At 67.5% G+C, this 20147-nt stretch carries 21 protein-coding genes; 6 read left to right on the forward strand and 15 right to left on the reverse strand.

What is annotated here, in order from left to right; genetic code table 11:
- Positions 1-143 precede the first annotated feature (143 nt).
- Both eda and ACXJKJ_RS24335 read left to right on the forward strand, forming a co-directional pair.
- Positions 144-767: a bifunctional 4-hydroxy-2-oxoglutarate aldolase/2-dehydro-3-deoxy-phosphogluconate aldolase gene (gene eda / locus ACXJKJ_RS24330; protein ID WP_200955318.1), complete on the forward strand. Its 624-nt coding sequence runs from the start codon at positions 144-146 to the stop codon at positions 765-767.
- Complete coding sequence (locus tag ACXJKJ_RS24335) at positions 764-1318, forward strand: MOSC domain-containing protein (protein ID WP_457393205.1); 555 nt, start codon at positions 764-766, stop codon at positions 1316-1318. The genes eda and ACXJKJ_RS24335 overlap by 4 nt, the downstream gene beginning before the upstream one ends.
- Here the strand turns inward: ACXJKJ_RS24335 and ACXJKJ_RS24340 are convergent.
- Positions 1315-1857: a PaaI family thioesterase gene (locus ACXJKJ_RS24340; RefSeq protein ID WP_056202381.1), complete on the reverse strand. Its 543-nt coding sequence runs from the start codon at positions 1855-1857 to the stop codon at positions 1315-1317. The genes ACXJKJ_RS24335 and ACXJKJ_RS24340 overlap by 4 nt on opposite strands.
- Positions 1858-1925: 68 nt before the next feature.
- Positions 1926-2342, reverse strand: a complete 417-nt coding sequence (locus tag ACXJKJ_RS24345; RefSeq protein WP_056202384.1) for a DUF4902 domain-containing protein — start codon at positions 2340-2342, stop codon at positions 1926-1928.
- An 87-nt stretch (positions 2343-2429) separates the two neighbouring features.
- Between ACXJKJ_RS24345 and ACXJKJ_RS24350 the strand changes: the two genes are divergently transcribed.
- The 3 genes from ACXJKJ_RS24350 (at position 2430) to ACXJKJ_RS24360 (ending at position 4461) form a co-directional block, all read left to right on the forward strand.
- Positions 2430-3158 (forward strand): helix-turn-helix transcriptional regulator, encoded by a 729-nt coding sequence (locus tag ACXJKJ_RS24350; RefSeq protein WP_082532931.1) that lies wholly within the window; start codon positions 2430-2432, stop codon positions 3156-3158.
- Positions 3159-3457: 299 nt separating this feature from the next.
- Positions 3458-3709, forward strand: coding sequence for a hypothetical protein (locus ACXJKJ_RS24355; RefSeq protein ID WP_157281978.1), 252 nt, complete (start codon positions 3458-3460; stop codon positions 3707-3709).
- A 104-nt stretch (positions 3710-3813) separates the two neighbouring features.
- Positions 3814-4461: a CatA-like O-acetyltransferase gene (locus ACXJKJ_RS24360; protein ID WP_457393208.1), complete on the forward strand. Its 648-nt coding sequence runs from the start codon at positions 3814-3816 to the stop codon at positions 4459-4461.
- On the opposite strand, the gene ACXJKJ_RS24365 is transcribed toward ACXJKJ_RS24360, so the two are convergent.
- Positions 4458-5366 carry an SDR family oxidoreductase gene (locus tag ACXJKJ_RS24365; protein ID WP_457393210.1) on the reverse strand — a complete coding sequence of 303 codons (909 nt, stop codon included), beginning with the start codon at positions 5364-5366 and terminating at the stop codon, positions 4458-4460. The two genes, ACXJKJ_RS24360 and ACXJKJ_RS24365, sit on opposite strands and share 4 nt — an antisense overlap.
- Before the next feature lie 122 nt (positions 5367-5488).
- On the opposite strand from ACXJKJ_RS24365, the gene ACXJKJ_RS24370 reads away from it, so the two are divergent.
- Positions 5489-5701 carry a DUF4287 domain-containing protein gene (locus ACXJKJ_RS24370; RefSeq protein ID WP_056202397.1) on the forward strand — a complete coding sequence of 71 codons (213 nt, stop codon included), beginning with the start codon at positions 5489-5491 and terminating at the stop codon, positions 5699-5701.
- Between the two features lie 27 nt (positions 5702-5728).
- Here ACXJKJ_RS24370 and xth read toward each other — a convergent pair whose 3' ends face one another.
- The 12 genes from xth to dgoD form a co-directional block, all read right to left on the reverse strand.
- On the reverse strand, positions 5729-6499 hold the full coding sequence (gene xth, locus ACXJKJ_RS24375; protein ID WP_056202400.1) for an exodeoxyribonuclease III: 771 nt from the start codon (positions 6497-6499) through the stop codon (positions 5729-5731).
- 18 nt (positions 6500-6517) lie between these two features.
- Complete coding sequence (locus ACXJKJ_RS24380; RefSeq protein ID WP_235532064.1) at positions 6518-7936, reverse strand: dihydrolipoyl dehydrogenase; 1419 nt, start codon at positions 7934-7936, stop codon at positions 6518-6520.
- Positions 7937-7985: 49 nt separating this feature from the next.
- Entirely contained in the window at positions 7986-8936 is a 951-nt protein-coding gene (locus ACXJKJ_RS24385; protein ID WP_056202403.1) for a LysR family transcriptional regulator, read from the reverse strand.
- Positions 8933-9700 (reverse strand): SDR family oxidoreductase, encoded by a 768-nt coding sequence (locus ACXJKJ_RS24390; protein ID WP_457324439.1) that lies wholly within the window; start codon positions 9698-9700, stop codon positions 8933-8935. The genes ACXJKJ_RS24385 and ACXJKJ_RS24390 overlap by 4 nt, the downstream gene beginning before the upstream one ends.
- 170 nt (positions 9701-9870) lie before the next feature.
- Positions 9871-10851, reverse strand: a complete 981-nt coding sequence (gene araH, locus ACXJKJ_RS24395; protein WP_457393215.1) for an L-arabinose ABC transporter permease AraH — start codon at positions 10849-10851, stop codon at positions 9871-9873.
- 2 nt (positions 10852-10853) lie between these two features.
- Entirely contained in the window at positions 10854-12365 is a 1512-nt protein-coding gene (gene araG, locus ACXJKJ_RS24400) for an L-arabinose ABC transporter ATP-binding protein AraG (RefSeq protein WP_457324438.1), read from the reverse strand.
- Between the two features lies 1 nt (position 12366).
- Positions 12367-13341, reverse strand: coding sequence for an arabinose ABC transporter substrate-binding protein (locus tag ACXJKJ_RS24405; RefSeq protein ID WP_457324440.1), 975 nt, complete (start codon positions 13339-13341; stop codon positions 12367-12369).
- A gap of 26 nt (positions 13342-13367) precedes the next feature.
- A complete protein-coding gene (locus ACXJKJ_RS24410) occupies positions 13368-14273 on the reverse strand; it encodes an SMP-30/gluconolactonase/LRE family protein (protein ID WP_457352653.1) in 906 nt (301 codons plus the stop codon).
- 83 nt (positions 14274-14356) lie between these two features.
- Entirely contained in the window at positions 14357-16750 is a 2394-nt protein-coding gene (locus ACXJKJ_RS24415) for a beta-galactosidase (RefSeq protein ID WP_457352651.1), read from the reverse strand.
- A gap of 36 nt (positions 16751-16786) precedes the next feature.
- Entirely contained in the window at positions 16787-17404 is a 618-nt protein-coding gene (locus ACXJKJ_RS24420) for a 2-dehydro-3-deoxy-6-phosphogalactonate aldolase (RefSeq protein WP_056202418.1), read from the reverse strand.
- 1 nt (position 17405) lies between these two features.
- On the reverse strand, positions 17406-18305 hold the full coding sequence (locus ACXJKJ_RS24425; protein WP_457352649.1) for a 2-dehydro-3-deoxygalactonokinase: 900 nt from the start codon (positions 18303-18305) through the stop codon (positions 17406-17408).
- Positions 18299-19447, reverse strand: coding sequence for a galactonate dehydratase (gene dgoD, locus ACXJKJ_RS24430; RefSeq protein WP_056202424.1), 1149 nt, complete (start codon positions 19445-19447; stop codon positions 18299-18301). Before dgoD ends, ACXJKJ_RS24425 begins: the two co-directional genes overlap by 7 nt.
- Between the last annotated feature and the right edge of the window lie 700 nt (positions 19448-20147).

A 20147-nucleotide genomic window follows, 5' to 3' on the forward strand; every position in this document is an offset into this window, starting at 1 on the left:
CGGCGCTGAACGCGCGCCAGCCTGGCCGGTCCCCCGAGGGGACGCCAAAGCTTCCGGCATTGAGCCGCAAGCTTCGCCAAGCGGGCCGGCTCGGGAGCGGCCCAGCGCTCGGCCCGAATACCCCGGTCTTATGGAGAATTGAAATGATCGACACCCTGAGCCTGGCCAGCCACGGCCCCGTCATCCCCGTCATCGTCATCCAGCGCCTGGAAGACGCCGTGCCGCTGGCCGAAGCGCTGGTTGCTGGCGGCGTGCGCGTGCTCGAAGTGACGCTGCGCACCCCCGTCGCCCTGCAAGCCATGGAAGCCATGGCCAGGGTGCCGGGCGCCATCGTCGGCGCCGGCACGCTGCGCAGCCCGGCCGACGTGACGAACGCCAAGAATGCCGGCTGCCAGTTCGGCGTCAGCCCCGGCTACACCGACGCACTGGCCGCCGCCTGCCAGGCCCAGGGCCTGCCGCTGCTGCCCGGCGTGTCGACGGCCTCCGAGGTCATGCAGGCCAATGCCGCCGGCTTTGGCTTCCTGAAGCTTTTCCCGGCCGTTGCCGTCGGCGGCGTCAACCTGCTGAAGTCGCTGGCCGGCCCCTTCCCGGACGTGGCTTTCTGCCCGACCGGTGGCATCTCGCTGGAGACGGCGCCGCAGTTCCTGAAGCTGCCGAACGTCAAGGTCTGCGGCGGCTCCTGGCTGACGCCGCAGGACGCGGTCGACGCCAAGGACTGGGCGCGCATCACCAAGCTGGCCTCCGAGGCCGCGGCACTGCGCGCATGACGCTGGCGGTCGTTGCGACCGTTGCGGCCGTCTGGTCCAGCGCAACGCACAGCTTCTCCAAGTTCGCGAGAGGCGAGCTGCGCCTCATCGCAGGGCAGGGCGTCGAAGGCGACGCCCATTGCGGCGTGACGGTCAAGCACCGCTCGCGCGTGGCCGTGGACCCGACCCAGCCCAATCTGCGCCAGGTCCATCTGATCCAGGGCGAGCTCTTCGACGAACTCGCCGCCCGCGGGTTCGGCGTTCAGCCCGGCCAGATGGGCGAGAACCTCACGACCCGCGGCATCGACCTGCTCGCGCTGCCGCGCGGCACCGAGCTGCGCATCGGCACCGAGGTCGTGCTGCGGGTGACCGGCCTGCGCAACCCCTGCCCGCAGATCGAGAACTTCGAGGCTGGCCTCTTGAAGGCCGTCGTCGACCGCGATGCCGACGGCGAGGTCGTGCGCAAGGCTGGCATCATGAGCATCGTGCTGGCCGGCGGTGCCGTGAAGCCGGGCGATGCGATCACGGTACGGCTGCCGCCGCTGCCGCACCAAAAGCTCGAGCGCGTCTAGCTCGGCAGGTCGAACAACAGGCAGGTGGTGCTGGCGTGGGCGTAGAGCTTGCCGTCGTGGCCGACCAGCGTCGCCTCCGACGTCGTCACCTGGCGGCCGCGGTGCACCACCTTGCCGATGGCGCGTACGAAGGGCACCTTGTCGCTCAGCGCGCGCACGAGGTTGATCTTGAACTCCAGCGTCGTGTAGCCGCGGCCCACCGGCAAGGTCGTGTGCACCGCGCAGCCCAGGGCGGAATCGAGCAGCGTCGCGAACCAGCCGCCGTGCACGCTGCCGAGCGGGTTGTAGTGCTTGAACTGTGGTCGCCCCTGGAAGACGGCGATTCCGTCCTCCACCGAGATCAGCAGGAAGTCCAGCGTCTCGCTGATCGGTGGCCGGGGTGCCAGGCCATCCAGCATGGCCTGCATCTGTTGCAGCCCGGTCTTGCCAGCCAGCATGGCCCGCGAAGCCAGGCCGGTTTCACCCTGCTGCCGCGTGCGTAGCGCGGCCTCGTCAGCTTGCCATTGGGAAAGGACGGCTTCGGGGGAGGGAGAACTCATGGCGGCGGCTTCAAACGATGAAGCCCTCGATTCTGCGCAAAGCCGGTGCCCCGCGCTGTCACCAGTGTTCAAGCGGCCAGGCGCTGCTCCGCAACGGCCTTGCGGCGCGAAGGTTCGTCCATCCTCAGCTTGTCCAGCACTGGGCCCTGCCAGGGCAGCAGATACACCAGCGTCGCCAACGTCGCGCGGCGACGCGACGACAGCAGCGGGCGGCCGCGGGCGTCCAGCAGCAGCACGTTGGAGCGCACATTGAGCGGATCGGCCTGCGCGACGGTGCCCTCGTTGATCTCGACCCAGTCCCATTCCACCCAGGCGCAGGCGTCGGCATAGCAGCGCTCCCAACGCGTCGAGCCGCTGACGCGGTGCTCGTCGCGGCGCACGCGGTGCACCTGGGTCCGGGCGTGGCGGACATCCTGGGCGGCGCTGGACAGCGCGGCCACCGGCCAGCAGACGCTGCCTTCGGGCAACTGGATCAGGGTTGGCATGGACGGCTCCTCTGTGTCGTGTGATTCGAACGGGAGGGCAGTCTCTGGTCAGGGCCAGTGGGGAACAAGCTGGCAGACTTGGCAGGTATGGGTAAGCCCGAAATGAACTACCAGCAGCTGATCGACGTCGGCCTGAGTGACGACTTCGAAAGCTTCGAGCGCCGTCTTGTCGCGACGGCGGATGCGCTGGGCTTCCCGATCATCTCCGGCGTGCTGATGCGTGGGCGCCTGCAGGACGCCGATGTGCAGATCACGTCGCTGGGGAACACGCCCGAGGGGTATCTCGCGGTGGCGAAGGACCTGGGCGAGGCCCGTCGGGATCCCGTCATGGCCAAGCTCATGAGCCATGCCGTGCCAGTCGTCTACGATCAGAAAACGTATGTAGCGGCGGACGCCGGGGACATCTGGGAAGCGCAGGCACCCTACGGCTACAAGACGGGAATCGCCGTCAAGCTGCACCTGCCGGGTGACAAGCACTTCCTGCTCGGCGTGGATCGCGACGAGGCGCTGCCCGAGCCGGGCATGCAGCTGATGCAGATGGTTGCGGGCCTGCAGCTGCTGGCTGCGCATGCGCTGACGGCGGCGGACCGGCTGCTGGGCGCGAAGCTCAACAAGGGTGATCTGCCCAAGCTGACCCGGCGCGAGCTGGACGTGCTGAGCTGGACGGCCCAGGGCAAGACGGCCTGGGAGGTCAGCGTCATCCTGGGCATGAGCGAGAAGACGGTGAACTTCCATCTTGGCAATGTGATGCGCAAGCTGGGCGTGACGTCCAAGCACCAGGCAGTGCTCAAGTGCGTGGCGGCCGGCATTCTGTAATGCGGTTTCAACCTAGCAGACTTGCTAGGTTTCTAGGGGGGTTAAAACAGGGAAAGTGCGGGCAGGCGACATCTAGCCCCCACCCTGCAGGAGCCCCCCATGAAAGTCATCGACCTGATCTGCGAACTTCTCGGTCTGCCCAAGCTTGGAGGCTGACCTGATCGACGGGTTCTTGCCCAATGCATGCGGCGATAGATTGCGCAGATGACCAGCTCCAGCCAACGAGCTCCGCATCTCTCGCATTCCTGATGCCGCTGCATACGGCCCCGGCCCCCCACCCTTGCCGCAGCACAGGCACCGTGTCCATTTCCCCCGAAACCTATGCCCGGCTTTTGAGCCTCGCCGATCAGGCGCCGCTCGATTGCCTGCCACTGACGTCGCGCACCCTGGCATGCGCCAAGACGCTGGGCTACAACCAGATCGGCCAGATCCGCAGCACGCCCAACAGCCGCCTCTTTGCCGACCTTGGCGAAGATCGAGCCGAGGAACTCCAGCGGGCCCTCTATGACTTCGGCGTGCGGCCGATGCAAGGCGGCGAGCTGAGCGGCTGACGCGCAACCACCCTTCAACTCCTTCGAGCCCGCCTGCTTCGGCAGACCGGGCTCCTTTTTTGTCCACGTTCACGCATGTGCCTTCGTGCGAGCATGCGGTCCATATGCAAGACCGCGACATCCCTCTCGACGCCTGGCCGCGCCGCGCCGCGCTGGCGCACTTCCGCACCATGGCCCAGCCGGCCTTCAGCATCACCGCGCCGGTCGACGTGACCGGCCTGCGCGAGCGCGCCGCTGCTCACGGCGCCACGCCCTGGCTGGCCTACCACCACGCCGCGCTGGAGGCCGCCAATGGCGTCGATGCGATGCGCCAGACCCTGACCGACGGCGGCCGGRGCGTGCGCGAGTTCGGCGTCATCCATGCCAGCACGACGGTGCTGCGCGACGACGGAAGTTTTGGCTTCCTGACGCTGCCACGCGAACCTTCGCTCGCCAGCTTTGCCGCCCGCGCCAAGCCCGGCATCGAGCGCGTGCGCCATGCCAGTGGCGACCTTTTCGCCGCCGATGAGCCCGGCGACGTGCGCGAGGAAACGCTGGTCCACATGACCGCGCTGCCCTGGCTGGGGTTCACTGCGTTCACCCATGCGCGCGGTCAAGGCGACGACCGGCCCAAGGTGGCCTTCGGCCGCTTCACCGAGACGAACGGCCGGCTGCTGATGCCGGTCGCCGTCGATGTGCACCATGCACTGTGCGACGGCGTGCACATCGGGCGCTTCTTCGAACGCTTCCAGGCAAATCTGGACGCGATCTAACGATAGGCCGCCACGTCGACGTCGCCCGCCTCGCTGTCGAGCATGTGGCGCCAGGCGTCAGGCTGGCTGCCGTCCAGGTCGGTGAAGCCGTAGATGCGGGCCAGCTGGCCGCTGGACAGCGACTGGCCGTTCCAGCGCGCGACGTCGGGGTCGGTCGCGAGCGCCACGACGGCCCGCCCGACGAAGGCCGGGCTTTCGGCAATCGCGAAGCCCGGCACGCGGTCGATGGCGTCGCGCCAGTTGTCCTCGCGCACGCCAAAGGCCTCCAGCATGGCCTCGGAGCGCAGCCAGCCCGGCGTCAGCGACAAACCCGTGGCACCGTGCGACTTCAGCTCATGGCCCAGTGCAAAGCCCATGCGCAGCACGGCCGCCTTGGCAAGGTCGTAGAAGAAGGAATTGCGGTAGCGCGTGCCGTTGTATTCCTCGGTGCCGTCATTGATCTCCACCACCAGGCCGCCCGGCGCCCTGAGCAGCAGCGGGATCGCGAAGTGGCTGGTGATGGCATGAGTGTCGATGGCCAGGCGCAGGCTGTGCATGCCGAATTCGAGATCAGACTCCCAGACGGTCTTGCCCCATTCGATCTTGCTCGCGCCGAAGATGTCGTTGACCAGAACGTGCAGTGCCCCCTGTTCACGTTCGATGCGAGCGACCAGATCGCGCACTTCGTCGGCCACCAGATGATCGACCTTTACCGCGATGCCACGGCCGCCCGCAGCATCGACGAGAGCTGCCGTCTCCTCGATGGTTTCGGGTCGATCCATCTCCGAGCGGGCCGCCTGCGTGCTGCGCCCGGTGCAATAGACCGTCGCACCGGCCTCGCCCAGGGCCACCGCGATGCCACGGCCTGCGCCGCGCGTGGCGCCGGCCACCAGGGCCACCTTGCCTGCCAGATGCCTGTTGTGCATGTCACTCGCCTTTGAAATGACCGGTTTGCGATTCGCGGTTTGTCGAAACTCGCTGCTCCGATTCGTCATGCAGCAGATGCCGGCCGATCGCCGGGCGTCAGTCAAACTTGAAGGGTATCGATATGGCAACGCAAGACAACAAGGTCAAGGGCCCCGCCTCCTATTTCCCCTCCATCGAGAAGAAATACGGCCAGCCCATCGCGCACTGGGAACAGGTCATCACCCGGGCCGGGCCGTTGAAGCACATGGAGCTGGTCAACCTGTTGAAGGCCGAGCACGAGATGGGCCACGGACACGCCAATGCGCTGGTGGCCTGGGTCCTCGCGAAGAGGTAGCCCGCGTCGCCGGCGCGCTATCCGAGGTCAGTCGTCGAGGGTGACGATGACCGGCGCATGGTCGCTCGGCCGCTCGTTCTTGCGCGGCAGCTTGTCGATCTCGCAGGCCGTCACGCGGGGCTTCAAAGCCTCGCTGACGAGAATGTGGTCGATGCGCAGGCCCTGGTTCTTGCGGAAGGCCATGTTGCGGTAGTCCCACCAGCTCCAGCTCTTGGGAGGCTGCTCGAAAAGCCGGAAGGCGTCGGTCAGCCCCAGGGCTATGAGCTGCTGGAAGTGCTCGCGCTCCTGCGGCGTGCAGTGGATCTGGCCAGCCCATGCGACGGGGTCGTAGACGTCGCGGTCCTCGGGCGCGATGTTGAAGTCGCCCATCAGCACCAGCTCGGGGTGCTGCTTCATTTCTTCGATCAACCAGCCGCGCAGGCCGGTCAGCCAGTTCATCTTGTAGGTGAACTTGTCGCTGTCGGGCGCCTGGCCGTTCGGGAAGTAGCCGCCGATGACGCGCACACCGCCCACGGTGCCGGCGATGACCCGGGCCTGCTCGTCGGCAAAGCCGGTGATGTTCTTGACGACGTCATCCGCGCGTTCACGGCTGATCAGCGCGACGCCGTTGTAGGTTTTCTGGCCGAACCACTGCACTTGGTAGCCGGCCTCGCCGATCTCCATGGTCGGGAATTTGTCATCGGTGAGCTTGGTCTCTTGCAGCACCAGCGCATCGACGGGGTGGGCAGCCAGCCAGTCCAGCACCTGCGGCAGGCGGACGGCGAGGGAATTGACGTTCCAGGTAGCGAACTTCTTCATCCTGTGATCCTAGCGTCGTCAGCCGCCGACCTCGGCCTCGGTATCGCAGTCCATGCAGTTCTCGATGGGCGGCGCAGGCAGGTGGAGATCGCTGTGCAGCTGGCGCAGCGCCGTGCGCAGGCCTTCCTCCACGACCGGGTGATAGAAGGGGCAGTCCAGCATCTGCTGCACCGTGTCGCCGCGCTGCACGCTCCAGGCCAGCAGGTGGCCAAGGTGCTCCGCGGCAGGGCCGATCATCTCGGCGCCCAGCAACCGGCCCGTGCCGCGCTCCGCATAGACATGCAGGCCGCCGCGGTTGACGAGCATGACGCGGCTGCGGCCCTGGTCGGCAAAGCTGACGCGGCCGACGTCAAAGTCGCGGCCCGTGGCGACCAGCTCCGAGTGACTCGCCCCCGCGATGGCAATCTGAGGCTCGCTGAAGACGATCGCCAGCGGTGCTCGGCGCGGGCGACTGTGCACATCGGGCCAGCGTGCTGCGTTGTCGCCGGCGATGCGGCCGGCGTCCGACGCTTCATGCAATAACGGCCGATCGTTGGTGACGTCGCCGGCGATGAAGACCGGCATGCCGCCCCACTGGCTGGTGTGGCGGTCGATCAGCGGGTGGCCTTGGGCATCGCGTGGCAGGTTCAGGGTCTCCAGCCCCAGGCCGTCGAGATTGGCCTGGCGGCCTGCAGTGCAGAGCAGGGCATCGAAGCGCTCGCCACCGACGAGCACCTGGTCGCCGTCCGGCGTCGGGTCCAGCGCGGCGCTCAACGTCAGTGGCAGGTCTTCGGCAAACAGCTTCTGGGCCAGCGGCTGCAATTCGGGATCGGTCAACGGCCCGACGCGATCGCCGCGAGCGAACAGGCGCACGCGCACACCGAGCTTGTGCAGGGCCAGGGCCAGTTCCAGGCCGATGACGCCGGCGCCGACGACAGCGATCGACTTCGGCAGGTCGACCCAGTCGAAGACATCGTCATTGACGATCAGCCTGGCTCCCAGGCGTTCGCGCCAGCCCGCCGGCACGAAGGGCCGGGAGCCGGTTGCGATGACGATGGTTCGGGCCTCGACGCGCTGGCCATCGACGTCCAGCACGCCTTGGGCGAGGAAGCGCGCCCGGCCGAAAAGCCGCGTGGATTCCGGCCAGCCATGCACCGTCTCGAGCACGAAACCGACGAAACGATCGCGCTCGTCCCGCACCCGCTGCATGACGGCCCGGCCGTCAATGCGCGGCGCCTCGGCCTGCACGCCGAAGCGATGCGCCTCGCGCACGGCCTGGGCTGCTTCGGCCGCAGCGATCAGCAGCTTGCTGGGCATGCAGCCGACACGCGCGCAGGTGGTGCCGTAGTGGGCGGCCTCGATCAGCAGCACCCGGTCGGTGTGGGCGCGCGCGGCGCGGTAGGCAGCCATGCCGGCAGTGCCGGCGCCGATGATGGCGACGTCGCAGGAGAAGGTCACGGTGCTGGGCTTCCTGAGTGTCCGACTGGGCAGGATAGCCGCTGCCGCGTCAGGTGTGCAGGCCGCGCCGCGCGGCTTCCTCGCGCAGGCAGTTCAGCATCAGCTCCGCCCCCGGCGACAGCTGATGGCCGCGGCGGGTGACGATGCCATACGCGTCCATGCGCAGGCCGAGGTCGAAGTTGAGCACAGCCAACAAACCCGCCTCCAGATAGGGCTTGACCAGCTCTTCGGGCAGGGCCGACAACATGTCGGACTGGCCGAGCAGGCTGGTGATGACGGGCAGGGACAGGGTCTCGACGGTCTGCTGGGGCTGGTCCAGGCCGGCGGACAGGAACAGGGCGGTCAGGCGGTCGCGCAGGATGCTGCCGCCGGGCGGCAGGATCCAGCTCTGGCGGGCCAGCTCGGGCAGGCTGAGGTCGCGACGGTCGGACAGCGGGTGGCCGGCGCGCACGACCAGGCAATGCGGCTCGTCGGTGAGCGGTTCGAAGCTGAGCTGGGCGGCCGACTCGCTGTCCAGCACCCGGCCGATGACGAGGTCGAGCTCACCGTTCTGCAGGTGCTGGATGAGCAGCTTGCTGGTGTCCACCGAGATGGCGACATGCACCCGCGGCTGGCGCGCCTTGAGCTGCGTGATGGCGGCCGGCAGCAGCGTCGTCGAGGGCGTCAGCACGGAACCGACCGCCACGCGGCCCGACAGGCCCGACAGCAGTTCCATGAGCTCCTGATGGCCGGCGTCCAGCTCGGCCAGGGCCGCGCCGGCGCGCCGGATCATGACCTCACCGTACCAGGTTGGCGCCACACCGCGCGGCAGGCGCTCGAAGAGCTTGACGCCCAGAGCGTGCTCGAGATCGGCCAGCAGCTTGGATGCCGCCGGCTGCGTCAGGTTGGCGGCCTGGGCGGCATGCAGGATCGAGCCGTGCCGACCGAGTTCCACCAGCAGCACGAGCTGGCGGGTCTTCAGGTGGGAGCGGACAAAGCGATCCGAGCGCGGGTCAGTCATTCGTGATAGAGCTGCGACCGGCCCCCATCGATGAGGATGTCGGTTGCGTTGATGAAGCGGGCTTCGTCGCTGGCGAGGAAGAGCGCAGTGTAGGCAACCTCGATGGGCTCGCCGATGCGCTTGGGCGGCAGCAGCTCGACCTGCCGTTTGGCGTCCTCGGGTGAGTTGGCCAGCCACTCGACGACACGCTCGGACAGGATCAGCCCCGGCGAAATGGAGTTGACGCGGATGTTGTGCGCGGCGTATTGGATGCCTAGCGCCTTGGTCATGCCGATCAGTGCGTGCTTGGCGACGGGATAGGGGAAGGCGTTGGGGATGATGCGGTGGCCGTGCACCGAGGCGACGTTGACGATGCTGCCGCCGCCGCTCTCCAGCATGCCGGGCAGCACGGCACGGCTGCAGTGCATCGCGCCGTCGAGGTCGACGGCGAAGCAGCGTTGCCACTGCGCCGTCGTCATCGCCAGCGGCTCGGCGAAGACGTCCATGCCGGCGTTGTTGATGAGCACGTTGATCGTGCCGAAGCGCTCGACGCCGCGCGCAGCCATCGCGCGCACGGCGGCTTCATCGGCGATGTCGGTGGCGATGAACATGGCGTTGTCATCGCCCAGCTCCTGCACCAACGCCGCGCCCAGCGCCTCGTCGGCTGCCAGCCCGTTGAGGATGACTCTGGCGCCCTCGGCGACAAAGAGCCGGGCGATGGCCTTGCCGATGCCCTGGGTGGAACCGGTCACCAGCGCGACCTTGCCTTGCAGACGTGAACTCATCTCAGCTTTCCATCGTGGCGAACGTCCCACGGTTCGTCGTATTTGCGGGCCGAGCGACGGGCCGCTCCCTAGCCGGCCCGCGCTGGCGATGTGCTTGCGGCTCAATGCCGCAAGCATCGCCGTCCCGGCGGGGGACCGACCAAGGTAATCCTTGGGCGAGGGGCGCCATGTCAGCCACGGCGTTCGCCTCGGGTCTTCAGTTGGTCGAGAAGGACGGCGGCCAGCAGGATGAGGCCACGCACGAGGTATTGATAGAACGCGTCGACGTTGAGCAGGTTCATGACATTCTCGACTGTGCCCATGATGAGCACGCCGATGACGACGCCGAAGATGCGCGCCTTGCCGCCCTGCAGTGACACGCCGCCCAGCACGCAGGCCGAGATGACGTCCAGTTCGAAGCCCGTGGCCGCGTTGGGCTGGCCGCTGGTGATGCGGGCCGACAGGATCAGGCCCGCCAACGCCGTGACGACGCCCTGCAGCAGGAAGATCCACACGCGCAGCCGTTCCACGCGCACACCCGCCAGGCGTGCCGCCTCGGGGTTGCCGCCGATGGCCAGCGTGTTGCGGCCGAACACCGTGTGATTGAGCAGCACGCCGAAGATGAGGAAGCTGAAGCCCGTCRTCCAGATCGGCAGCGGCAGGCTCAGGAGGCTCGTGTCGCCGAAGCTGATGAAGCCTTCGTCGGCGATGCCCACGGCCTGGCCCTTGGACGCGATGAAGGCCAGGCCCCGCACCATCAGCATGGTGGCCAGCGTGGCGATCAACGCGTTGACGCGCAGATAGGCGATCAGCACGCCATTGCCCGCGCCGATCAGCGCGCCGGCCAGCAGCCCGCCGCCGATGGCCAGRCCGACGCTGCCGGTGCGCTCCAGCACCATGGCGCCGAGCACGCCGGCGAAGGCGATGGTTGAGCCCACCGAGAGGTCGAAGTCTCGCGAGGCCAGGCACAGCATCATGGTGCAGGCCACCATGCCGATCTGGGCGACCGACAGCAGCAGGCCGACGATGTTGGCGCTGGAGAAGAAGTTCTCGACGGTGAAGGCCAGCACGACGAAGAGCAGGCCGTAGCCCAGCGTCATGCTGTGTTCCTTGAGCAGGGCGCGGGACGTCGAGGACATGGCAGGGCGGGGCSTGAGAGTGGTCGTGTTCATGATCAATGCAGTGGTGCGGTGGGCGCTCCGTCAGGCAAGGCCAGGGCAAGTGCGGCGGTCTCGCTGGCGTTGGCGCGGTCCAGTTCGCCGCTGATGCGGCCGTCGCGCATGACGATGAGGCGGTCGGTGATGCCCAGCACTTCGGGCAGCTCGCTGGAGATGACGATGACGCAGCAGCCCGAGGCCGCCACGTCGTGGATGATCTTGTAGATCTCGTTCTTGGCACCCACATCGATGCCGCGGGTCGGCTCGTCGAGGATGAGCACCTTCAGCCCTGGTTCGGCCAGCCAGCGCGCGAGGATGACCTTCTGTTGGTTGCCGCCGGACAGCAGGCGGATCTCCTGCTCACGGCTCGGTGTCTTGATGCGCAGCTTTTTGATGAAGTCGTCAGCGCGCTGCGCTTCCTGGCCGTGGCGCAGGAAGACACCACCCGCCAGGCCGTGGCGGCGGCAGCTGATGTTGATGTTCTCGGCGACCGAGCTGTGCGCCAGGATGCCCTGTTCCTTGCGGTCCTCGGGGCAGAGGACGATGCCTGCGGCGATGGCGTCCGCCGGGCTGTGGGCCCGCACCGGCTGGCCGTCGAGCAGCACCTCGCCGCCGCGGCGCGCGTCGGCACCGTAGAGCAGGCGCATCAGCTCGCTGCGGCCGGCGCCGACCAGGCCGAAGAAGCCCAACACCTCGCCGGCTCTCACGGCAAAGCTCAGTGGCGTGGGCAGGCGGTCGCTTTGCAGGCCGCGCGCTTCAAGCCGCATCGGGCCCTGCTGGCGGCTGCGGTAGTCGTAGATATCCTGCAGCTCGCGGCCGACCATGTCGGCGATCAGGCGCTCACGCGGCACCTCGGCCATGACCTCGTGCGTGACGATCTTGCGGCCATCACGGAAGATGGTGCAGGCGTCGCATAGCTCGTACAGTTCTTCGAGGCGGTGCGAGATGTAGATCAGCGTGCGCCCTTCGGCGCGCAGCCGTTTCACCAGCCGGAACAGGATTCCGGTCTCGCGGTGCGACAGGCTGCTGGTGGGCTCGTCGAAGGCGATGACCTTGGCGTCCTGCATGACGGCTTTGCAGATCTCGACCATCTGGCGCTGGGCGATGGACAGCTCCGACAGGCGCGAGGCGGGGTCCAGGTCCACGCCGATGGCTGCCAGTTGTTCGGCCACCAGCCGGCGCGCGGCCTTGTGGTCGACGAGGCCTAGGCGTGTCGGCAGGCGGCCGAGCAGCACGTTCTCGGCCACCGTCAACTCGGCCACGTACTGCAGCTCCTGGTGGATGATGGCCACGCCGGCGGCGATGGCGTCGCCAGCCGAAGTGAAGTGGCGCTCCTGATCATCGATCAGCAGCCGGCCACCATCGGGCTTGTACTGCCCGCCGAGGATCTTCAGCAGCGTGCTTTTTCCCGCGCCGTTCTCGCCGAGCAGGCCCATCACCTGGCCAGCCCTCGCCTCGAAGCTCACCCCGTTCAGCGCCTTGACGCCGGGGAAGTGCTTGCTGATGTTGTCGAACTGCAAGGAAGACATTTCAGAGGCCCATTTGCTTGCGCAGTTCGGCCTGGTTCTGGCGCGTCATCAGCGTGCCGCTGGTCAGCGTGACGGGCGGCGGCGCCTTGCCCGCTGTGGCCCATTCATACACCGCCACGGCGGTCTCGTAGCCATGGCGCTTCGGGCTGATCAGCACCGTGCCGTAGAAGGCGGTCGGCGTCGGTTTGGTGAACTCGTTGAGCGCCGTCTGGCTGCCGCCGATGCCGATGGCCAGCATCGCGTCCTGCTTGATGCCACGGCCTTCCGCGGCGCGCACGGCGCCCAAGGCCGCTTCGTCGTTCAGGCCGAAGGCCACCCACTTCTTGAACTTGGCGTTCTTCGTGAAGGCGATGTTGGCGGCGTTGAAGGCGCTCTCCGTGTCGGTCTTGGCCTGGGGCGCGTCGACCACATTGGCGACCGGCACGCCGGCAGCCTTCAGCGCATCCACCGCGCCCATGGTGCGATCCCGCGCCGTGGGCAACTGGTCGAAGGCCACGCGCAGCACGCCCACCTCGTCGAGCTTCCAGCCGCGTGCCTTCATCTCGGCCAGCAGCCCCTGGCCGACCTGCTTGCCGATCTCGTAGCCCGAGATACCCATGTGGGGGATGTCGGCGATGGGCTTGCCGGCGCCGTCGACGAGTTGGTCGTCCACCGACATGACCTTGAGGTTGTGGCGCTTGGCGGCGCGGTTGACGGCCGCGCCGAGCTTCACATCAGGCGCGCAGATGACGAAGCCGACGGCCTTCTGTGCCGCCAGGTTGTCAATGGCGGCCATCATCTTTTCGCCGTTGGGGATGCCGATCTTCACGAGGGTGAAGCCCTTGTCCTTGGCGGCCTGCTCGGCATAGCGCCATTCGTCCTGGAACCAGGGCTCTTCGGCCTGCTTGACGAGGAAGCCGATCTTGACCGGTTCGGCCGCTTGCAGCGCGAAGGGGGTGGCAAGCAGGGCCAGGGCCAGTGCGGCGCGTCGTTGCATCTTCATTGTTGTCTCCTAGTCTTCCGTCAGTCTTCAAACAGGGCGTCAGGCACACCCAGCGCCGTGGGCAGGCGCAAGCCGAACAGGCTGCCGGACAGCGGCTGGGCGGCGAGAGCGTCGCGGCTCAGCTCCGTGCGGGCGGTGGTGAGCATCAGCTGGTCCATGCCTTCACCGCCGATGGCGGGGCAACTGGTGTGAGCGGCCGGGGCGCGCAACACGCCCATCAGCCGGCCCTCGGGGTCGTAGCGTGCTACACGGCCAGCGCCCCATTGGGCGTTCCACAGGCAGCCCTCGGCATCGACGACCGAGCCATCGGGCCAGGCGTCGTCCTGGTCCATCGCCGTGAACAGGCGGACGTTGTCGACCTGGGCCGTGTCGGCGTCGTAATCGCACTGCTGGATGCGCTGGGAGAGCGTGTCGCAGAAGTACATCGTGCGGCCGTCCAGGCTGAAGCAGACGCTGTTGGCAATCGCCACCGCCGGCAAGGCCAGGCGGCGCAGGCCGTGGGCCATGGAGTATTGGTAGAAGCTGGCGATCGTGGACTTGGGCCGGCGCTCCTGGGCCTCGTTCATCGTGCCGAAGACGAAGTTGCCGCGCCGGTCGGTGCGCCCGTCGTTGATGCGCGTGCGCGGCTCGGCGGCGTCGACCGGGGCAGCGGTCTGCAGCTGGCCAAGATCCAGGTTGTCGCCCAGCGTCGCGAGAGCCAGGCGCTTGGCCAGGCCCAGCAACACGCGGCCCGAGCGGCAATGGGCGAAGCTGCCCAGGCGATCCGGTAGGCGACATGACAGTGGTCCCGCCGCGCCCGGCTGCCAGGCAAACAGGGTCGCCGCCTCGATGTCCGTCCACCACCAGCGGCCGCCATGCCAGAGCAGGCCCTCACCAAGAAGGGCGCCCTGTGGCAAGGTCAGTTCAAGGTCGCCGTTCAATGTCATCAGAAGTCCAGGTTACGGAGCGGTTCCATTCGGCACAAATCGAATGTCCGGGCTTAACTATCCAGATTCGGAATATCGATCGCTCAGGGCGCGATCGCTGCACGCCTGACCGTCAGCAGCCGGGCGCCGCGCAATTCGGCGACCTGCGTCTGGCCGGCGGCGAAGGCGGGCCGATGGGCCGCGTCGATGTAGACCGGCGCATCGCCGCGCAGCGGCAGCACGCTGAGCTGCAATTCGGCACCCGGCTGCAGCGCGAACTGGCGCAGGCCGATCTGCCAGCGCTGGCCGTTGTAGTACCAGTCGTCCAGCATCCGGCTGCCGGCGAAGACGCGGCCGATGTCGCCGACGAAGTCCAGTTCCAGCAGCACGTCTTCCGCGTTCGGCGCCAGCGGCTGGGGCAGCTTCAGTGACCAGGTCGCCGCCGCGGCAAATGCCTCGGGAATAGGCTGCACGGCCGCCTTGGCCAGGCCACCCTTCAACACGGGTGGCACGGCCCGGGCCGGGCGGGTGGGGCTGATCTGCAGCGTCGGCTGGGCGTTGTCGCCCGCCAGCTCCAGGCGTTGCAGCAGGCCGTTCTGACCGACCTTCAGGCCGACCGCACGCGGCCCGGGCAGGGCAGGGAAGACGGCGGCGCGAAGCGGCTGCGGGCCGATGCCGCGCAGTTGCAGCTTGCCGTCCGCCACCCAGGCCTGCTGCTCGCTGAAAACGAGCCGGCGCTGCCCGGCAATCTCCAGCACGTTCAACTGCTCCACCTGTTCCGGCGCCAGCAGCAGCACGCTGACGGCGCGGCCGTCGCGGCTGCCGATGCGCTGCAGCTGGTTCGCGTCCGGCTTCAGCGTCCTGATGCCGTCGGGCAGCGCGAACTCTGCGGGGACGCCGGCCGTCGTTGCGAACACATGGACGATGCCCTGGGCGCCCGCGTCGAGGCGCGTGACCGGCTGGGCCGTCGCGTGGCGCAGCATCACGCCGTCGAGCTCGAGGTTGATGGGCCAGATGAAATAGGCGCCATTGGGAATGTCGACCGGCGTGCTCGGCAGCGTCACCGTGCCACCCGGCAGCTGCAGCTCGAAGCGCACGCCGACCTGCGCCGGCATGGCGTACTGGCGCACATGGTTGTTGAAGAACAGGAAGCCGGCGTCGCCCTTGCTTCGCACGGACCAGCGCGGCGTCTGCAGGTCGGCCGGGTTGGTCGGCGAGCGCTCGGGCTGGCGTACCGTCATCGTCGCCAGCGCGGCGCCGTGTTCGCGCAGGAAATAGTGGAAGGGACGCAGCTTGGTCAGTACCGGGCGCTGCTGACCGTCAGGCCCCAGCGGCGCCTGGAAGTCATAGCTGATGCGTGGCGTGTCGTTGTAGCCGCCGCTGAGCGTGCTTTCCTCCAGGCCGGTGCCGCCCACGCCAACCGGGTTGCGGCCGCCGTGGAACATGTAGTAGCCGAACAGGTTGACGCCCGAGCCCAGCTGCACGGGCAGCATGGCCGCAATGTCGTCGGGCGACACCAGCGTGCGGCGGCGGTACATCGCTGGCAGGCCGGGGCCGTATTCGGCGCCGAGGAAGGGCACCTTGTCCTTGTCGGTCTCGGCAGTGCCAGGGGCGTGTGATTGGGTCTGCGCGCCGAGATCGCCGCTGACGCGGGTGCTGAAGCGGAAGGCGTGCGTCTCCTTGGGCGGCAGCTCCCGAGTGCTGGTGGCCCAGGGCTCATCCGGGTAGCCACCGAAGACGGGGGTGACCTCGCCGGACGGGTAGACGGTGCCGTCCCAGCCTGTGACGGTGTAGAGCGGCACATCCATGCCGGCCTTCAGCGCGAGCTTCCTTAGTGCGCTGATGTGGTCCTCGCCCTTGCCAGGGCCGCGGACGTTGTATTCGTTCTCCAGCTGCACGCCGACGACCGGACCGCCGTCCTTCCACAGCAGGCCCTTGAGCTGCACGCCGATCTCGGCGTACAGGCGCTCGACATGGCCCATGTACTCGGGGTCGTTGCCGCGCGTGGGCATCTTGTCGACGACCCAGTCGGGAATGCCGCCGTAGCGGGCCTCGCCGTGCGCCCAGGGGCCCAGCCGGACGACGACCTGCAAGCCGGCGGCCTGGGCCAGTTGCACGAAGCGGCGCAGGTCGTGGGTGCCCTTCCAGTTGAAGGCGCCGGGCTGCTCCTGGTGGTGGTTCCAGAACACATAGCTCGCAACGATGTCGATGCCGGCGGCCTTCATCAGCCGCAGCTGGGTATCCCATTGCGAGGCGGGTGCGCGGCTGTAGTGGTACTCGCCCATGACCGGCAGCCAAGGCTTGCCGTCGCGCAGCAGGTACTGGCTGTTGACGTCCAGCGTCTGGCCCTGAGGCGAGCGTGCGGTGCCGAGCTGCAGGTGGCCGGTTGTCGGCGCCGGAGCGGCGGCGCGGGCATCGAGCTTGAGCAGCGTGTCGGCGCTGGCCTGGCCAAGAGCGAGCAGCACCAAGCCTGCGCACAGCGTGAGCGTGCGGTTCATGGAGTCTCCGGTGTCGTTATCTTTTTTTGTCGCGTGTCAGAGCGCGCGCCAGGCCTGCACGAAAGCTCTTGCCCGCGGTGCCACGTCGGATGCCGTCAGGCCTGGGCTGTAGAGCGCCGAGCCCAGCCCGAAGCCGGCGGCGCCCGCTTGCCTGTACGGGGCCATCGTCTCGGGTGTGATGCCGCCCACCGGCAGCAGGCTCAGCTCGCGCGGCAACACGGCACGCATGGCCTTGAGCACCGGCGGCGTGACCAGCTCGGCCGGGAAGAGCTTGAGCGCGTCGGCGCCGGCCTGCAGGGCCGCAAAGGCTTCAGTCGGCGTGGCCGCGCCGGGAATGCAGGCCAGGCCACGCGCCTTGGCCACGCGGATGACGGCGACGTCGGCATGCGGCATGACGATGAGGCGGCCACCGGCGATCTGCACATCACGCACCGCGTCGGCGCTGAGCACTGTGCCGGCGCCGATCAGCGCGTCGTTGGGCATGCGGCGTGCGAGGCGGGCGATCGAGTCCAGCGCCTGGGGCGAGTTCAGGGGCACCTCGATGACGCGGAAGCCTTCGGCGTAGAGGGTGTCGGCGATGGCCTCGACTTCGTCAGGCTTGACGCCGCGCAGGATGGCGACGAGGGGGAGTTGTTGCAGTGCCTGGTCGAGCATGTCAAAGCCCCATGGTTTGCGCCAGCCGCCAGAGGCCGGCGGGCGCGGTGTTGTCGAGTTGCAGCGGCTCGTCCATGCCGAAACGGCCGAGGGCGAGCGCATATCGTGCGCACAACGCCGGGTCGCCGATGAGGGCCAGACGCTCGGGCGTGGCGGCCTTCAGTTCGTTGGCGATCTCGTGGCCGATCAGCAGGCCGGAGAGGTAGTCGGGCAACTGCTCCGCGGGCAAGCGCTTGAAGAGGCCCAACGTGCGCACGGCAAAAAGCTGGTGGCTCAGGGCCTCGTCCTCGCGCGCTGCATCGACGCCAGCCAGGAACGCCTGGGAGGAGGGCGCCGAACTGCCGTCCGCTGGCATCAAGCGGGCGAGCACGGAATGCTGGCGTAGCAGCGCGTAGAGCTCGCCGGTCATGTGGGTCGCAAAACCCGTCACCTGGCCAGCCTCAACGCGCGCCCACTTCGAGTGCGTGCCTGGCAGCACCAGGCAGGCCTGTTCGGCCAGCTCGGGATGCAAGGCGAAGGCGCCAACAATCTGGGTCTCTTCGCCACGCATGACATCCGGTTGGGCGCCGTCATGCATCAGGCCGGGCACGATCCAGAACCTGGCATCGACCTGCAATGCCTGGCGAGCCAGCGCGGCGGCGTCGGCCGGGCAGGGCGCATAGGGCGCTTCGCGCCAGCCATGCTGGCTGCCGACCATGCCGCAGGCGAGCATCGGCAGCCCGGGCCAGCCATCGGTCACGGCGGCCAGCGCCTGGGCAAAAGCATCTGCGCCGGCCAGCGTCGAGGCGCCCTGCTCGGATTGGCGCGTCGCCAGCACGGCACCGTCGGCGCCCAGCAGGAAGGCACGCAGCCGCGTGCTGCCCCAGTCGAGCGCGATGAGGCGGCCGCCATCCATCACCATTCGGCGACGCTCCCGTCCGCGTGGCGCCACAGCGGGTTGCGCCAGTCGGGCGCCGTCTTGCTGGCCTCGATGACCTTCTCTTCGTCCACCACCACGCCGAGACCCGGTTTGGTCAACGGCTTCATGTAGCCGTTCTCGATGTGGAAGTCTTCCTTGTTCAGCACGTAGTCGAGCAGCTCGCCGCCCTGGTTGTAGTGGATGCCCATGCTCTGCTCCTGCAGCACGGCGTTGTGCGAGACGAAGTCGACATGCAGGCAGGCGGCCAGCGCGATGGGCCCCAGCGGGCAATGCGGCGCGAAGGCCACGTCGTAGGCTTCGGCCATCGCAGCGATCTTGTGGCACTCGGTGATACCGCCGGCGTGAGAAAGATCCGGCTGCACGATCGACAGGCCACCGGCCTGGAAGACGCGCTTGAACTCGAAACGCGAATACATGCGCTCGCCGGCCGCCAACGGGATGGCGGTGTGCTCAGCCAGGCGGGCGTAGGTTTCGTCCTGCTCGGCCAGCACGGGCTCTTCGACGAACAGCGGCCGGTAGGGTTCCAGCGCTTTCAGCATGACCTTGGCCATCGGTGCGCCGATGCGGCCGTGGAAGTCGATGCCGAACTCGATGTCGTGGCCAAAGGCTTCGCGGATCTCGGCGATGCGGGCCACGGCTTCGTCGACCTTGCGGGCGCTGTCGATGAGGCCCATCTCCTCGGAGCCGTTCATCTTGAAGGTGTCGAAGCCCCCTTCGCGCAGCCGCTTGATGTCGCGGATGACATCGGCCGGCCGGTCACCGCCGACCCAGGAATACACCTTCATCTTGTCGCGCACCAAGCCGCCGAGCAACTGGTGCACCGGTGCGCCCAGGGCCTTGCCTTTGATGTCCCACAGCGCCTGGTCGATGCCGGCGATGGCGCTCATCAGGATGGCGCCACCGCGGTAGAAACCACCGCGATACATGACCTGCCAGAGGTCGTTGATGCGGGAGGCGTCTTGCCCGATCAGATAGGGCTCGAACTCATGCACGGCAGCTTCGACGCTGCGCGCCTTGCCTTCGATGACGGGCTCGCCCCAGCCGCTGATGCCGGCATCGGTGTCGATTTTCAGGAACATCCACCGCGGGGCGAGGCGGTAGGTCGTCAGCTTGGTGATTCTCATGGGGCCATGACTGGTGCAGGAACGGCCGAAAGCTTAGGAGGGGCTGCTAGTTCTGAAATATCGAATCTTTGCCAGCGGCTATATGGATTTCATATTGGTGGATAGGCGCCGAAAAGCAAAAGGGCTGCAGAAGCAGCCCTTGAGCGGTTGCGGCACGCGGTTCACATGCCCGTTTCAGTGCGACTTCAGTCGCGCTTGCTGTTGTACTGGCCACTCACGGCGTCGCCCAGTTGACCCACGATCGCCAGCGTCGCCAGCACCAAAGTCACGATCAGCAGTTCCATTTGTTTCCCTTTCTTCGTTGTTGACGGATCGCATCTTAGGGTTTTCACCATATCAACAAGGGTTAACCCTATACATTGCGGGCATGGAACGATGCGGTACCTGGTGGGAGGCGGAGCCAACGCGCTGTGTTCGTGCAATCTGCACTGCATGCGGGCCGACGAACCGTCTGCCGGTTGTTTCGCCTTGCGTCTTGTTTGTCCATTTGTTTGGTAAGACCGGGCGTGTTGTATGCTCAACTTCGGTCTGACCAAATGCAATACCGGCCGACCGGAGACAACAAGGAAGATTGATTCATCATGAAGTTCACTGACGGACAGTGGATGCATCAGCCGGGCGTGGCCGCACATTACGCGGCCGAGGCCTATGCGATCGAAGTCCACGAAGACCGCCTGGTCGTGCTCGCCACGACCCGCCC

The organism is Roseateles sp. P5_E1 (assembly GCF_054049335.1).

What these genes read in the sequence shown, in the direction of transcription:
- ACXJKJ_RS24390 (WP_457324439.1), bottom strand. Translation starts at nt 9,700, where the DNA reads ATGAGTTCACGTCTGCAAGGCAAGGTCGCGCTGGTGACCGGTTCCACC.
- ACXJKJ_RS24335 (WP_457393205.1), top strand. Translation starts at nt 764, where the DNA reads ATGACGCTGGCGGTCGTTGCGACCGTTGCGGCCGTCTGGTCCAGCGCA.
- ACXJKJ_RS24350 (WP_082532931.1), top strand. Translation starts at nt 2,430, where the DNA reads ATGGGTAAGCCCGAAATGAACTACCAGCAGCTGATCGACGTCGGCCTG.
- dgoD (WP_056202424.1), bottom strand. Translation starts at nt 19,447, where the DNA reads ATGAGAATCACCAAGCTGACGACCTACCGCCTCGCCCCGCGGTGGATG.
- ACXJKJ_RS24345 (WP_056202384.1), bottom strand. Translation starts at nt 2,342, where the DNA reads ATGCCAACCCTGATCCAGTTGCCCGAAGGCAGCGTCTGCTGGCCGGTG.
- ACXJKJ_RS24340 (WP_056202381.1), bottom strand. Translation starts at nt 1,857, where the DNA reads ATGAGTTCTCCCTCCCCCGAAGCCGTCCTTTCCCAATGGCAAGCTGAC.
- araG (WP_457324438.1), bottom strand. Translation starts at nt 12,365, where the DNA reads ATGTCTTCCTTGCAGTTCGACAACATCAGCAAGCACTTCCCCGGCGTC.
- ACXJKJ_RS24420 (WP_056202418.1), bottom strand. Translation starts at nt 17,404, where the DNA reads ATGCTCGACCAGGCACTGCAACAACTCCCCCTCGTCGCCATCCTGCGC.
- ACXJKJ_RS24425 (WP_457352649.1), bottom strand. Translation starts at nt 18,305, where the DNA reads ATGGTGATGGATGGCGGCCGCCTCATCGCGCTCGACTGGGGCAGCACG.
- ACXJKJ_RS24415 (WP_457352651.1), bottom strand. Translation starts at nt 16,750, where the DNA reads ATGAACCGCACGCTCACGCTGTGCGCAGGCTTGGTGCTGCTCGCTCTT.
- ACXJKJ_RS24385 (WP_056202403.1), bottom strand. Translation starts at nt 8,936, where the DNA reads ATGACTGACCCGCGCTCGGATCGCTTTGTCCGCTCCCACCTGAAGACC.
- eda (WP_200955318.1), top strand. Translation starts at nt 144, where the DNA reads ATGATCGACACCCTGAGCCTGGCCAGCCACGGCCCCGTCATCCCCGTC.
- ACXJKJ_RS24365 (WP_457393210.1), bottom strand. Translation starts at nt 5,366, where the DNA reads ATGCACAACAGGCATCTGGCAGGCAAGGTGGCCCTGGTGGCCGGCGCC.
- ACXJKJ_RS24405 (WP_457324440.1), bottom strand. Translation starts at nt 13,341, where the DNA reads ATGCAACGACGCGCCGCACTGGCCCTGGCCCTGCTTGCCACCCCCTTC.
- ACXJKJ_RS24410 (WP_457352653.1), bottom strand. Translation starts at nt 14,273, where the DNA reads ATGACATTGAACGGCGACCTTGAACTGACCTTGCCACAGGGCGCCCTT.
- xth (WP_056202400.1), bottom strand. Translation starts at nt 6,499, where the DNA reads ATGAAGAAGTTCGCTACCTGGAACGTCAATTCCCTCGCCGTCCGCCTG.
- ACXJKJ_RS24370 (WP_056202397.1), top strand. Translation starts at nt 5,489, where the DNA reads ATGGCAACGCAAGACAACAAGGTCAAGGGCCCCGCCTCCTATTTCCCC.